This window comes from Micromonospora sp. NPDC047756 (genome assembly GCF_055587245.1).
Map to the genome: position 1 here is coordinate 281,737 of NZ_JBVJGQ010000005.1, position 12,118 is coordinate 293,854.

A 12,118-nucleotide genomic window follows, 5' to 3' on the forward strand; every position below is an offset into this window, starting at 1 on the left:
CACGACCAGGCGTGAGCCGGGGCACGGGCGAGCGCCGGACCGGGCCGGTTGGCCGGGTCGGCGAGTCATCGGGTAACCTGACCAGGTTGCCCGGGCAGCACCTGCCGGCGACCTCATGAACGTATCAATCCCAGGAGTATCCCGTGGCTAGCGTGTGCGACGTCTGTGGCAAGGGACCGGGCTTCGGCCACAACGTGTCCCACTCGCACCGGCGGACCAACCGCCGCTGGAACCCGAACATCCAGTCGGTGCGTACCCCGGCCGGTGGCGGCAACACCAAGAAGTTGAAGGTCTGCACCTCGTGCATCAAGGCCGGCAAGGTCACCCGCGCCTGACGCGGTAGCACCCACCTTTCGTTCGGCTCAGCCGGCGGACCCCGAGGGTCCGCCGGCTGAGTCGTGTTCCCGGGGCAGACGCCGCACCCCGCCCGGGGCCCGGGCACGCCCAGGTCCCCGGCGAGCTGTCAGAGGGTACGGCCGAAGGAGACGCAGCCCTCCGCGTCCTTGTAGAAGCCGAAGTTCGGGATCCGTTCGTACCCGGCGGAGCCGTACATGGCGATCGCCTCGGGCTGCTTGTCGCCGCACTCCAGGACCACTCGCTTGCGGCCGTGCTCGCGGGCGGAGCGTTCGACGGCCGCCAGCACCGCCCGGGCCACCCCGCGCCCCCGTGCCGCCGGGGCCGTGTACATCCGCTTCAGCTCCGCGCTGTCCGCGCCGTGGCTGCGCCAGCCACCGCAGCCGACCGGCTCACCGGCCAGGTAGGCCACCAGGAACGCGCCATCGGGCGGCTCGAACTCGGCCGCGTCCACCGGGGTGTCGTCGCCGGTGCCGCCGTAACGGGCGCCGAGGTCGGCCAGTGCGGCATGGATCAGGTGCTGCGCCACCGGTGCGTCGAACCGCACCGCCCGGATCTCGATCTCACTCACGGTATCCAGGGTACGGCGGGGCGCGGACCTCATCTGAAGTGGTCCCAGCCGGCCAGGCCGTCGTAGGCGACGCCGTCGACCGTCACACCGCCACCGTCGGTGACCAGACCGATCGGCCGCCAGCCCGGCGGCAACGCCACCGCCGGGGGGAAGGTCGCGGCCAGCGCGTGATCGTCGCCACCGGCGAGAATCCAGGTGTACGGGTCGACGCCGAGCGCCTGCGCCGCGTCGGCCATCTGCCGGGGCACCTCGAACCCGTCGCGGCGCACGTCGATCGCCACCCCGCTGGCCGCCGAGACGTGCCCGAGGTCGGCGAGGAGCCCGTCCGAGACGTCGATCATGGAGGTCGCGCCGAGCTGTGCGGCCTGCGGGCCGGCCTGGTAGGGCACCTGCGGTCGCCGGTACGCCTCGACCAGCAGCCGGGGTGTACGGAAGCCCCGGGTCAGCACGGTCAGCCCGGCCGCCGCGTACCCGGTGCGCCCGGCCAGAGCGAGCACGTCCCCCGGTCGGGCACCCGAGCGCAGCACGGGCGGACGGCCCCCCAGGTCGCCCAGCGCGGTGACCGCGACGGTCAGGGTGGGGCTGGCCGACATGTCCCCGCCGACGACGCTCGCGCCGACCGTCGCCGCCTCCGCGGCGAGCCCGTCGGCCAACTCCTCCGCCCAGGCGGTGTCCAGATCCGCCGGCATGCAGAGAGCGACCAGCAGAGCGGTCGGCGTGGCACCCATCGCCGCGATGTCCGCCAGGTTGGCGGCTGCCGCCCGGTGCCCCACGTCGCGGGCCGAGGACCAGTCCCGTCGGAAGTGCCGCCCGTCGACCAGTACGTCGGTGGAGGCCGCCACCCGGCCGTCCGGCGCGGCCACCACCGCCGCGTCGTCGCCCGGGCCGAGCAGGGTCGTCGGCCCGTACGACAGCCGGGCGGTGATCTTCCCGATCAGCCCGAACTCCCCGATTCCGGACACCCCGACGCCGCCGCGGTCGTTCCGCCCGTGCTGCCCGGCCCCGCCGTGCTCGCTCACCGCTGCTCCTTGACCACCGATAGGGATCAGACCTGGTCCGTAAGGTAGTTTCACCCTTCGGGCCGCTCCCGGGCGGCGACGGACGGAGGTCGAGTCGTGGTACAGGCGTACATCCTCATCCAGACCGAGGTCGGCCGCGCACGTGACGTGGCGGGTCTCATCGCGGACATCCCCGGCGTGGTACGCGTCGACGCCGTCACCGGGCCGTACGACGTGGTCGTCCTCACCGAGGCGAACACCGTCGACGAGCTCGGCAAACTCATCGTCAGCAAGGTGCAGATGGTGCCCGGCATCACCCGCACCCTCACGTGTTCGGTGGTGCGGCTGTAAGTGGACGAGATGACGACCTCCTCCTCGGCTCTGGACGACGGCGGGGCGCGCGACGCGGCCGACGGGACGTCCGAGCCGGCTGACGGTAACCGCGAGTCGACCGATCCCGCCGCCGCCGCGCCGGCCGGCCGTGATCGGACCATGCGTGGCGCGGCTCTGCTGGCCACGTTGATCGCCTTGCCGATCACGCTGCTGGTGGCCGTGCTGGCCTTCAGCAAGCTCAGTCCGGACGCGCCGGCCGCCGCGCCGACGCCCTCCGCGACCACCGCCCGGTTGCAGTCCACCACCCCGGTGGAGATGGCCGCCCCGGCGCTGGCCGCCCGCCCGGCCACGGTCTGCCGGGCCCTGCTCTCGCAGCTTCCGGCGAACATCCGCGACCTGGCCCAGCGACCGGTCACCGCCGGCCCGGAGCAGAACGCCGCCTACGGCGACCCCGCGCTCACCGTGGCCTGCGGCGGCACCGAGCCGACGTTTCCCAGCACCGACGAGGTCTGGACGGTCAACCGGGTCTGTTGGCACCTGGCCGACCAGGCCGACGCGGCGGTCCTCTCCACTGTCGACCGGGAGACGCTGATCACCGTGCGCGTTCCGCGCTCGTACGAGCAGCCGTTGCAGTGGTTGCCGACGATCTCCAGCACGATCGTGGCGAGCGTGCCCTCCGGCGGGGCGATCCCGTCCGGCTGCCAGCGCTGAACCCGAACCGACCCCGCCCGCGCCGGCTGACCGGCGCGGGCGGGGTTCGGACTGCTCAGTGCAGACCGACGCCGCGCCGCTGGGCGGTACGGATCAGCCGGTTGACCAGCTTCGGGTACTCCAGGCCGGAGGCCGCCCACATCCGCGGGAACATCGACGTCGGAGTGAAGCCGGGCATCGTGTTGATCTCGTTGAGGTAGACGTCCAGCTCGTCGGTGACGAAGAAGTCGGCCCGGGCCAGACCGGCGCAGTCCAGCGCGGTGAACGCGCGGACCGCGTACTCCTGCACCTGGCGGGTCACCTTCTCCGGCAGGTTGGCCGGAATGTCGTACTCGCAGGAGTCGTCGAGGTACTTCGCCTCGAAGTCGTAGAAGTCGTGGTCGGCGACGACCCGCACCTCGGCCAGCACGGACGCCTCTGGCGTGCCACCGGCCTCGCCCTCCAGCACCCCGCACTCGATCTCGCGGCCGACGATCGCGGCCTCGATGATGACCTTCGGGTCGAACTGCCGGGCGGCGGCGACGGCCGCATCCAACTCGGCCCAGTCGGTGACCTTGCTGACGCCGAACGACGAACCGGCCCGGGACGGCTTGACGAAGACCGGCAGGCCGAGCCGCTCCTTGTCCTGCTCGCTGAGCGTCATGCCGTTGCGCAGCACGGCGTACGTGCCGACCGGGATGCCCTCGACGGCACAGAGCTTCTTGGTGAACTCCTTGTCCATGGCGGCCGCAGAGGCGAACACGTTCGCCCCGACGTAGGGGATGCCGGCCATCTCCAGCATTCCCTGGATGGTGCCGTCCTCGCCGTAGGTGCCGTGCAGCACCGGGAAGACCACGTCCACGTCGGCCAGCGCCCGGGGGCCCTCGGTCGGGTCGAGCACCATCAGCCCGTTACCGGTGGGGTCGGCGCGCAGCACGATGTCGTCACCCGAGTCGGCGGTGATCTCCGGCAGCTGACGGGCGTTGATCGCGAGCTGGGCGGGGTCTCCGTTGGTCAGCACCCACTGGCCGGCCCGGGTGATGCCCACCGGCACCACCTCGAACTCGTCCGGGTCGAGTGCGCCGAACACGCTGCCGGCGCTGACGCAGGAGATGCCGTGCTCCGGGCTGCGTCCGCCGAAGACGATCGCCACGCGGGTCTTGCCTGGGGTGGTCACTCCGGTCACCTCTTCGTACGCGACTGCGGCTGGTCGTGCTCGCCGGTGGCGCTCACCCGGTTGACCTTACTGTGCGTGGCCGCAGGGCGAGGCGATACCCGGCGAGCCACGGGACGACACGGCAACCAGTCAGGAGAGGATATACGGTGCGTAATCGGGCGGTAGCTGTGTCACCGACCGCCGACCTGGGGCTGTTCAGTCCCGGGAGTGCCGGCGGCCAACCGCGATCACCTTCACCCGCTGCCGGCCGGCCCGCACCATGCCCAGCGCCATGAACGCTCCGGCGATGCGGTCGGCGGCCTCCCGACTGCTGGCGCCGACGACCTGCCGGCGCCGTTCCGGCGCGACCCGCTCGTTGCGGTTGACGCCCTCGACGGGACGCACGTCGGTGAGCACCACGAGGAAGCGGGTCATCGCACTCCGCCCGAGGGTACGGCGGAGGGCTCCGGGCGGGTTCGCACGTCGTCTCCTTCCGGCAGGCCGGGGTGGAGGGGCGGCACGCGACGATCGGGTACGGGGGAGAAACCCGATCGCCGCGCGCCCCATCCCCTCCGGTCGCTCACCACCACCGTCGCCACGACAACCGGCGGTGAGGACGCCATAACAGATTGACACGTGTATAGGCGTGAATGCAACTCCCATCGACGTTCTCTCATGCAGACGTTCCCGCAAATGTATGCGACCATCGATGCATGGCCCCGAAGACCGCCCGCGCCCGCCGGCTCGGCATCGCCCTGCGCCACCACCGGGAAGCCGCCGGGCTGACGCTGGAGACCGCGGCGGACGAGATCAACAGCACCCGCAGCACCCTCTCCCGCTACGAGAACGCCCAGACCCTGATCAGCCCCGCCACCGTGCGCGCCCTGCTCACGTCGTACGGGGTGAGTGCCGAGGAGGTGGCTGCGGCGGTGCAGCTCGCCAAGGACGCCCGTAAGCCCGGCTGGTGGGTGTCGTACTCCTACCTGCTGGATCCACGCACCATCGACTTCATCGCACTGGAGGCCGAGGCGACCGCCATCGCCAACTTCGAGCCCTCGGTGGTGCCCGGCCTGTTGCAGACCGCCGACTACATCCGTGGCGTGATGCGCGGCGGGCCGCACACCCTCGGCGACGACCTGGTGGAGCAGCGGGTCAAGATCCGGCTCGACCGACAACAGCGGCTCACCGCCGACCAGCCGCCCATCCTCGACGCGATCATCGACGAGGGCGCGCTGCTCCGGCCGGTCGGTGACCAGTCGGTGATGAATGGGCAACTACGGCACCTGGTCAAGATGGCCGAGTTGCCGAACATCAGCGTCCAGGTGATCCCGCTCTCCGCCGGCTACCACCGGGGCACCCGGGGTTCCCTGCACATCCTCGAGTTCGCCGACCCGGAGGACCCGATCATCGCCTCGGTGGAGACCGTCGCGGGTCAGATGATCCTCGACCGCGCGGGCGAGACGCGTACCTGCACCAAGATCATGGAGCATCTCCGAAGCGTGGCGCTCAGCCCGGCGGACAGCCGCGAGATGCTCCTGTCAGTCCTGAAGGGACGGTAGGACCCGATGACCCCGATGATCACAGCGGCCTTGGCCACGGCGCGGTGGCGCAAGAGCAGCCGCAGCGGCGACGAAGGCGCCTGCGTGGAGGTGGCCGCGATCCCGCGGCTCGTTGCCGTGCGCGACTCCAAGGACCCGGCCGGCCCGGCCCTGCTGTTCCCAACGGCGGCCTGGGCCGCCTTCGCCCAGGCGCCGCCGCAGCCCTGACCGGAGGTGCCGCCCGGGCCGCCCTCGCCCAGGCGGCACCGCACCACTGACCGCAGGTGCCGCCTGGGCCGCCCTCGACCAGGCGGCACCTGTGTGTTGACCGGAGGTGCCGGGCCGGTGCGGGCCGAGGCCCGCGCCGGCTCAGGCAACCAGCGGGCGGGGCTCCGGAGCGGCGCGTAGCGCCTCCAGCGCGGCGATCGCGACCCCTCGGGCACCGGCCATGTCCCGATCCGGCACCAGGGCGAAGGTGGCCACCGCCGCCTGCTCCTCGCGGAGCACCGTGTGCTCGCGGACCGTCGCCAGGAACCAGTCGCGGAACTCCGGTGCCGCCTCCACCACTCCGCCGCCGACGAAGTACGCGTGCGGGTCGCTGAAGTTCGCGGCGACGGTGAACAGCCGCCCCAGCGCCATCGCCTGCTGCGTGAAGAGGTCCCGCGCGAGAGCGTCCTCCCGCTCGCCGTACCCCCGGACCAGCTTTGCCGCCCGGGCCAACGGCTCGACGGCGAGCGGATGGTCGGGGTACCGGGTCAGCCAGTACGGCAGCAGGTTGCGTTCGATGCCGGTCAGCGAGGCGACGCTCTCGACGTCTCCGGTGAAGCCGCAGGCACAGGTGGGCTCCGGCTGACCCGGGCCGAGCAACCTGCTCAGCGGGATGTGCACGTGGCCCAGCTCCCCCGCCATCCCGGCCGCACCGGCGATCACTCGACCGCTCTCGACCACACCGCCCCCCAGGCCGGTGCCGACGATCGCGGACACCGACGAGCGGCTCATCGCGTCGGCGCCGAAGTAGACGTGGTGGGCGTAGAGCGCTGCCGCGTTGCCGTCGTTGTGATAGATCACCGGCAGCCCGAGCCGTCGCTCCAGCGCCCCGCGTACGTCGAAGCCGCGCCAGGCCGGCTGGGAGAAGTTGGTGGAGCCCCGCGACGAGATGACGCCGTCGGCGCTGGCCGGGCCGGGAGTGTCCAGCCCGACCGCCTGGACCAGGTCACGCGGCACGCCGGTCTGCGCCAGGGCGCCGTCGAACGCCTGAGCCAACGCCTCGATCGCCGCCTCCGGCCCGGCCCGCACCTCGCTCGGGATCTCCAGCAGCCCGTCCACCAGGAAACGGCCGTCCATCGTCAGCACCGTGGCGTTGTTGCTGGTGCCGCCGTTGTCCAGGCCGACGACCACCGGCACCCCTGCGCTGCCCACCGAAACCGCCTCCTGCCGTCATGAGTGTGAGCCGAGGCTAGTGCCAACCCCTCTCCCCCGCCACGCCCGGGCGCTCCACCAGCCTCACCGTGGCCACAAACCGGACAGCCCGGCTGGGTCGATCATGGAGTTGTGGTGGGGGACAAATGACTCATACCCGCACCAACCAGGCACCACAACTCCATGATCGACGCGGGTCAGGGGGTTGCGGGTCCGGGGGGCACGGGCGCCGGGGGTGGGTTAGGCGGGGCGGCCGGCGGTTAGGGCGGTGGCGTCCAGGTCTTCGTTGTGGTGGACGGTGGGGATCAGGCCGGCTTCGCCGAAGGCGTCGCAGAGGGCGTCGATCTGGGTGGTGCCGACTTCCACCACCAGGTGACCGCCGGGGGCGAGCCAACCGGCCGCGTCGACACCGACCCGGCGCAACACGGAGAGCCCGTCCGGGCCGCCGTCGAGCGCCACCGGGGCCTCGTGCAGCCGCGCCTCCGGCGGCATCAGCGCGACCGCGTCGGTCGGCACGTACGGGGCGTTGGCGACCACCAGGTCCAGCCGACCCCGCCACCGCTCGGGCAGCGGAGCGAAGAGGTCACCCTCGTACACCTCGACGTTCAACCCGGCGACGTTGCGACGCGCACACGCCACGGCCGCCGGGTCGATGTCGGCGGCGCCCAACCAGCGCGGCCCGAGCCGATGTGCCAGCGCGACGGTGGTGGCACCGGATCCGCAGCAGAGGTCGACCACGGCCGGCGCCGCGCCGGTCAACTCGGCAGCCATCTCGACCAGCAGCGCGGTCCGGGCCCGGGGCACGAAGACGCCCTCGTCGACGGCTATCCGCAGGCCGCAGAACTCCGCCCAGCCGAGCAGGTATTCCAACGGAGCGCCCGCCACCCGACGGTCGATCAGGTCGGCCAACGCCGCCGGGCTGCGCGCGGCGGCCAGCAGCAACTCGGCCTCGTCCTCGGCGTAGACGCAACCGGCGGCCCGCAGCCGGCTCACGAGAGCGGCCCGCTCGGCGGGGGACGGAGACGTCAAACCGGTCCGGCCACGTCGAGCGCGGCGGCGATGTCCGCCACCAGGTCCGCAGTGTCCTCCGCGCCGCAGGAGAGCCGGACGAAGCCGGGAGCGGTGTCGTCGCCCCACTGCGCCCGCCGGTCCGCCGTGGTGTGCAGGCCACCGAAGGAGGTCGCCGCCGCCACCAACCGGGCGGCCTCGACGAAACGGCCCACCCGGTCGGCGTCGCCCAGGTCGAACGAGAGCACCCCCGGTATCCGGCGCATCTGCGCCGAGGCCACCGGGTACGCCGGGTCGTCCGGCCGCCCCGGCCACCGCAGGCCGGTCACGTCCGACCGGCCGGCGAGCAGCTCGACGACCGCGGCGGCGTTAGCGCTCTGCCGCGCCAACCGCAGGTCGAGAGTGGCCAGTGACCGGTGGGCCAGCCAGGAGTCGAACGCGCCCGGAACCGCCCCGGTGGTGGTACGCCAGGTCGTCACCGCGTCGATCAGCTCGGTGGAGCGGCTGGCCAGATAGCCCAGCAGCAGGTCGGAGTGGCCGGTGAGCGCCTTCGTCCCGGAGGCGACCACCAGGTCGGCACCCAGATCCAGCGGGCGTTGTCCGAGCGGGGTGGCGGTGGTGTTGTCCACCGCCAGCAGCGCGCCGGCGGCGTGCGCCCGCTCGGCCAGGGCCGCCACGTCGACCACGTCGAGGCCCGGGTTGGCGGGCGTCTCCACCAGCACCAGCCGGACGCCCTCGAACGACGGGTACGGCCCGACGGTCGGCACGAACAGCACCCGTACGCCGATCGCCTCCAGCACGCCGGTGGCGAACGCCCGGACCGGGAAGTATCCGTCGGTGGGGAGCACCACCGTGTCCCCCGGCCGCAGCAGGGTGAGCAGCAGGCCGGTGATGGCCGCCTGACCGGTCGCGAAGACCCGGCAGTCACCGCCCTCCAGCTCGCCCACCGCCACCTCCAAGAGCCGGCGGGTCGGGTTGTCGGGGCGACCGTAGCCGTTCGGTGACGTGCCCTGACCCTCGAACGGGTCGAGGTGGTACGGCGCGGCGAAGACCGGCCCGGGCAGGAACGGGTCCCCCGGTGCCGGCTCGGGCAGGCCAGCACGTACGCAGCGGGTGCCGTCCCCCCACTCGCTCATCGGGTTCCTCACTCGTACGACTCGGGTTTGGCGGTGCGGCTCATCAGGGTCTCCACGGCGAGCCGCGGATCCATCCCCTCGTGGCAGATCCGCTCGACGTGCTCGGTGATCGGCATCTCCACGCCGTGCGCCCGGGCCAGGTCGCGGATCGCCAGGCAACTCTTCACGCCCTCGGCGGTCTGCCGGGTGGCGGTCTGGGCCTGCTCCAGCGTCTCACCCCGGCCCAGATGCTCGCCGAAGGTGCGGTTGCGGGCCAGCGGGGACGAGCAGGACGCGACCAGGTCGCCCATGCCGGCGAGGCCGGCGAAGGTGATCGGGTCCGCGCCGAGCGCCACGCCCAGTCGGGCCGTCTCGGCCAGCCCGCGGGTCATCAGCATGGCCCGGGTGTTGTCGCCGAAGCCCATCGCGGTGGCGATGCCGTACGACAGGGCGATCACGTTCTTGACCGCCCCACCCAGCTCACAGCCGATCACGTCGTCGTTCGTGTAGGGGCGCAGGTACGGCGTTCGGATCGACGACTGGACGAGCGTGGCGCGGGCGCTGTTCGTCCCGGCGACCACCGTCGCGGCGGGCTGCTCGGCGGCGATCTCCGGGGCCAGGTTCGGGCCGGACACGACGACCACCCGGTCCGCGGCGACCCCGGCGGTCTCCACGATGACCTCGCTCATCCGCTTGGTGGTGCCCAGCTCGATGCCCTTCATCAGCGACACCAGGGTGGAATCCGGGTGCAGGTGACCGGCCCATTCGGCGAGGTTGCCGCGCAGCGTCTGCGACGGCACCGCCAACACCACCACCTCGGCCCCGGTGATCGCCTCGGCGGCGTCGGCGGTGGCGGTGACCCGGGCCGGGAGCAGCAGGTCGGGCAGGTACTCCGGATTACGGCGCTCGGTGCGGATGCTCTCGGCGACGGGCGCCCGCCGGGCCCACACCGTCACGTCCCGCCCCGCGTCCGCGAGGATCTTGGCGAACGCGGTGCCCCAGGAACCGGCACCGAGCACCGCAACATGACCGCTCATGCCACCGCTCCGCTTCGCTGCGCGGCGGCCTGAACGGCACCACTGAGCCCGATGATTCGCTCGCTTCGCTCGCTCATGCCGCATCGTCCCGCTGCTCGGGGCTGACGGACGGTCGGGCCGGTCGCTCCCACAGTGGCGGCGGGGTACCGCCACGGATCTCGGCGAGCATGTCCCGCAGCCGCAACATGATGGTGTCCGTCATCTCCTCGAGGGTGGCCCGGGTCGGCTGGGCGTCCGCCCACCGGCTCAGGTCGATCGGCTCCCCGGCGGCAACGGTCACCGGGATCCGGGGGCGCAGGCTGACACGGGTCGTCCGCGGGTCGAAGATCCGTTCCGGCCCCCACATCACCACCGGTACGACCGGGGCGCCGGTGGCCAGGGCCAGGCGGGCCGCGCCGGTCTTGGCCTTCATCGGCCAGAGCTCCGGCTGTCGCGTGGTGGTGCCCTCAGGGTAGATCACGACCGCGCCGCCCTCGTCGAGCGCGGCGACCAGTGCGTCCAGCGAGCGGACGGCGTCCACGCTGCCCCGCTCGACCGGGATCTGCCGGCACCGGTGCAGAATCCAGCCCACCACCGGCACCCGGAACACGCTGGCCTTGCCCAGGTACTGCGGCCAACGCCCGGAGTCGTAGATGAAGTGCGCGGACACCAGCGGGTCGGCGTGGGAGATGTGGTTCGCCACGATGATCACGCCGCCGTCGCCGTGGAGATGTTCCTGACCACGCCAGGTACGCCGGGTCCAGACGGTCATCACCGGCTTCACCAGCCACACGGCGAACCGTTGCCAGAACCCCAGCCTCCGCCGTGCCACTGTGCCTCCTCGTCGCGCCCCAACCCGCCGCGAAATCCCGCCCGCGACGCCCGCAGCGGAAATCATGCCTGCTCGCCCCCGGTACGGCCAGCGAGGGGCCCGCCGCCCGGCTGGCAGGATTGCGGACGTGACTCAGCCGAGGTGGGCCGTGGTGGTGCCGGTGAAGCGGCTGACCGTGGCCAAGAGCCGGCTGCGAGGCGCGCTGCCCGGCGTACCGCATGAGGAGTTGGCGCTGGCCCTGGCGGCCGACACGCTCCGCGCGGTGCTGGCCTGCCCGGTGGTCGCCGAGGTCCTGGTGGTGACCGACGACGCCCGGGTGGCGGGGGCGGCGCGGGCCGCCGGCGCGGGGGTGCTGCCGGACGAGCCGGATGCCGGCCTGAACGCCGCGTTCCGGCACGGTGCGGCCCGGGCCGCCGCCGGGTGGGTGGCCGGGATCACCGCTGACGTGCCGGCGCTGCGCCCGGCCGAGTTGGCCGGCGCGCTGCTGGCGGCGCAGAACGGCCGAGCCGGGGTACGCCGGTTCCTGCCGGACGCGCCCGGCGGGGGCACGGTGCTGCTCACCGCCGGGCCGGGTGTGCCGCTGGATCCGCGTTTCGGGGTGGGCTCGGCGGTCGCGCACGCGGCGAGCGGGGCGCTGCCGCTCGACGGCGACTGGCCCAGCCTGCGCCGGGACGTGGACACCGCCGCGGACCTGGCCGCCGCCGCCCGGCTCGGGCTGGGGCCGCGCACGGCCGCGCTGGTGGCCGCCGGTCGTCCCGCCCGCGCCGCAGGCTGAGCCGCCCGCTCGTCCGAGCCCGCTCGTCCGAGCCCGCTGAGCCGAACCCGCTGAGCCGAGCCCGCTGAGCCGAGCCCGCGCCCCCGGCCGGACCGCCCGGTGTACGGTGCCAGCATGCAGGGCACGGTGGCCAGCTACGACGCGGCGACGCGCAGCGGTGTCCTGCTGCTCGACGACGGCACCGAGATGCGTTTCCCCGCTCGGGCGTTCGACGCCTCCGGGCTGCGGCTTCTCCGCCTCGGGCAGCGCGTCCACATCGACACCGATCCCGACGGCGAGGTCGTCCGGGTGACATTGCCGACGATGATCTGAG

At 72.9% G+C, this 12,118-nt stretch carries 16 protein-coding genes; 7 read left to right on the forward strand and 9 right to left on the reverse strand.

What is annotated here, in order from left to right:
* Nucleotides 1–143 precede the first annotated feature (143 nt).
* Nucleotides 144–335, forward strand: a complete 192-nt coding sequence (rpmB, locus tag ACZ6NZ_RS17920) for a 50S ribosomal protein L28 (protein ID WP_011905179.1) — start codon at nt 144–146, stop codon at nt 333–335.
* Between the two features lie 128 nt (nt 336–463).
* Here rpmB and ACZ6NZ_RS17925 read toward each other — a convergent pair whose 3' ends face one another.
* On the reverse strand, nt 464–925 hold the full coding sequence (locus ACZ6NZ_RS17925) for a GNAT family N-acetyltransferase (protein WP_366608223.1): 462 nt from the start codon (nt 923–925) through the stop codon (nt 464–466).
* Nucleotides 926–954: 29 nt separating this feature from the next.
* A complete protein-coding gene (locus ACZ6NZ_RS17930; protein WP_465859074.1) occupies nt 955–1,944 on the reverse strand; it encodes a thiamine-phosphate kinase in 990 nt (329 codons plus the stop codon).
* A gap of 96 nt (nt 1,945–2,040) precedes the next feature.
* Between ACZ6NZ_RS17930 and ACZ6NZ_RS17935 the strand changes: the two genes are divergently transcribed.
* Entirely contained in the window at nt 2,041–2,274 is a 234-nt protein-coding gene (locus ACZ6NZ_RS17935) for an Lrp/AsnC ligand binding domain-containing protein (protein ID WP_030487446.1), read from the forward strand.
* A 9-nt stretch (nt 2,275–2,283) separates the two neighbouring features.
* Complete coding sequence (locus ACZ6NZ_RS17940) at nt 2,284–2,967, forward strand: DUF3515 family protein (protein ID WP_465859076.1); 684 nt, start codon at nt 2,284–2,286, stop codon at nt 2,965–2,967.
* Between the two features lie 55 nt (nt 2,968–3,022).
* On the opposite strand, the gene ACZ6NZ_RS17945 is transcribed toward ACZ6NZ_RS17940, so the two are convergent.
* Both ACZ6NZ_RS17945 and ACZ6NZ_RS17950 read right to left on the reverse strand, forming a co-directional pair.
* Nucleotides 3,023–4,123 carry a D-alanine--D-alanine ligase family protein gene (locus ACZ6NZ_RS17945; RefSeq protein WP_366608220.1) on the reverse strand — a complete coding sequence of 367 codons (1,101 nt, stop codon included), beginning with the start codon at nt 4,121–4,123 and terminating at the stop codon, nt 3,023–3,025.
* Nucleotides 4,124–4,318: 195 nt separating this feature from the next.
* Nucleotides 4,319–4,537, reverse strand: coding sequence for a hypothetical protein (locus ACZ6NZ_RS17950; RefSeq protein ID WP_030335309.1), 219 nt, complete (start codon nt 4,535–4,537; stop codon nt 4,319–4,321).
* Between the two features lie 278 nt (nt 4,538–4,815).
* On the opposite strand from ACZ6NZ_RS17950, the gene ACZ6NZ_RS17955 reads away from it, so the two are divergent.
* Both ACZ6NZ_RS17955 and ACZ6NZ_RS17960 read left to right on the forward strand, forming a co-directional pair.
* Complete coding sequence (locus ACZ6NZ_RS17955; RefSeq protein ID WP_091393087.1) at nt 4,816–5,661, forward strand: helix-turn-helix domain-containing protein; 846 nt, start codon at nt 4,816–4,818, stop codon at nt 5,659–5,661.
* A 6-nt stretch (nt 5,662–5,667) separates the two neighbouring features.
* Nucleotides 5,668–5,868 (forward strand): DUF397 domain-containing protein, encoded by a 201-nt coding sequence (locus ACZ6NZ_RS17960; RefSeq protein ID WP_366608219.1) that lies wholly within the window; start codon nt 5,668–5,670, stop codon nt 5,866–5,868.
* A 141-nt stretch (nt 5,869–6,009) separates the two neighbouring features.
* Here the strand turns inward: ACZ6NZ_RS17960 and ACZ6NZ_RS17965 are convergent, their stop codons facing one another.
* From ACZ6NZ_RS17965 to ACZ6NZ_RS17985, 5 genes are all read right to left on the reverse strand, one after another.
* Nucleotides 6,010–7,059, reverse strand: a complete 1,050-nt coding sequence (locus ACZ6NZ_RS17965; RefSeq protein ID WP_465859079.1) for an ROK family protein — start codon at nt 7,057–7,059, stop codon at nt 6,010–6,012.
* A gap of 240 nt (nt 7,060–7,299) precedes the next feature.
* The gene (locus ACZ6NZ_RS17970) at nt 7,300–8,088 is read right to left on the reverse strand and encodes a putative protein N(5)-glutamine methyltransferase (protein ID WP_465859080.1); all 789 of its coding nucleotides are present in this window, start codon (nt 8,086–8,088) and stop codon (nt 7,300–7,302) included.
* Nucleotides 8,085–9,203, reverse strand: coding sequence for a cystathionine gamma-lyase (locus ACZ6NZ_RS17975; RefSeq protein WP_366608216.1), 1,119 nt, complete (start codon nt 9,201–9,203; stop codon nt 8,085–8,087). Before ACZ6NZ_RS17975 ends, ACZ6NZ_RS17970 begins: the two co-directional genes overlap by 4 nt.
* Before the next feature lie 8 nt (nt 9,204–9,211).
* Nucleotides 9,212–10,219, reverse strand: coding sequence for an NAD(P)H-dependent glycerol-3-phosphate dehydrogenase (locus ACZ6NZ_RS17980; protein WP_210786417.1), 1,008 nt, complete (start codon nt 10,217–10,219; stop codon nt 9,212–9,214).
* 73 nt (nt 10,220–10,292) lie between these two features.
* On the reverse strand, nt 10,293–11,030 hold the full coding sequence (locus ACZ6NZ_RS17985; protein WP_465859083.1) for a lysophospholipid acyltransferase family protein: 738 nt from the start codon (nt 11,028–11,030) through the stop codon (nt 10,293–10,295).
* A 127-nt stretch (nt 11,031–11,157) separates the two neighbouring features.
* On the opposite strand from ACZ6NZ_RS17985, the gene cofC reads away from it, so the two are divergent.
* Entirely contained in the window at nt 11,158–11,805 is a 648-nt protein-coding gene (gene cofC / locus ACZ6NZ_RS17990; protein WP_465859084.1) for a 2-phospho-L-lactate guanylyltransferase, read from the forward strand.
* A 114-nt stretch (nt 11,806–11,919) separates the two neighbouring features.
* Entirely contained in the window at nt 11,920–12,117 is a 198-nt protein-coding gene (locus ACZ6NZ_RS17995) for a cold-shock protein (protein WP_355172353.1), read from the forward strand.
* Nucleotide 12,118: the final 1 nt, after the last annotated feature.

What these genes read in the sequence shown, in the direction of transcription:
- ACZ6NZ_RS17940 (WP_465859076.1), top strand. Translation starts at nt 2,284, where the DNA reads ATGACGACCTCCTCCTCGGCTCTGGACGACGGCGGGGCGCGCGACGCG.
- ACZ6NZ_RS17950 (WP_030335309.1), bottom strand. Translation starts at nt 4,537, where the DNA reads ATGACCCGCTTCCTCGTGGTGCTCACCGACGTGCGTCCCGTCGAGGGC.
- ACZ6NZ_RS17955 (WP_091393087.1), top strand. Translation starts at nt 4,816, where the DNA reads ATGGCCCCGAAGACCGCCCGCGCCCGCCGGCTCGGCATCGCCCTGCGC.
- ACZ6NZ_RS17960 (WP_366608219.1), top strand. Translation starts at nt 5,668, where the DNA reads ATGACCCCGATGATCACAGCGGCCTTGGCCACGGCGCGGTGGCGCAAG.
- ACZ6NZ_RS17975 (WP_366608216.1), bottom strand. Translation starts at nt 9,203, where the DNA reads ATGAGCGAGTGGGGGGACGGCACCCGCTGCGTACGTGCTGGCCTGCCC.
- ACZ6NZ_RS17980 (WP_210786417.1), bottom strand. Translation starts at nt 10,219, where the DNA reads ATGAGCGGTCATGTTGCGGTGCTCGGTGCCGGTTCCTGGGGCACCGCG.
- ACZ6NZ_RS17995 (WP_355172353.1), top strand. Translation starts at nt 11,920, where the DNA reads ATGCAGGGCACGGTGGCCAGCTACGACGCGGCGACGCGCAGCGGTGTC.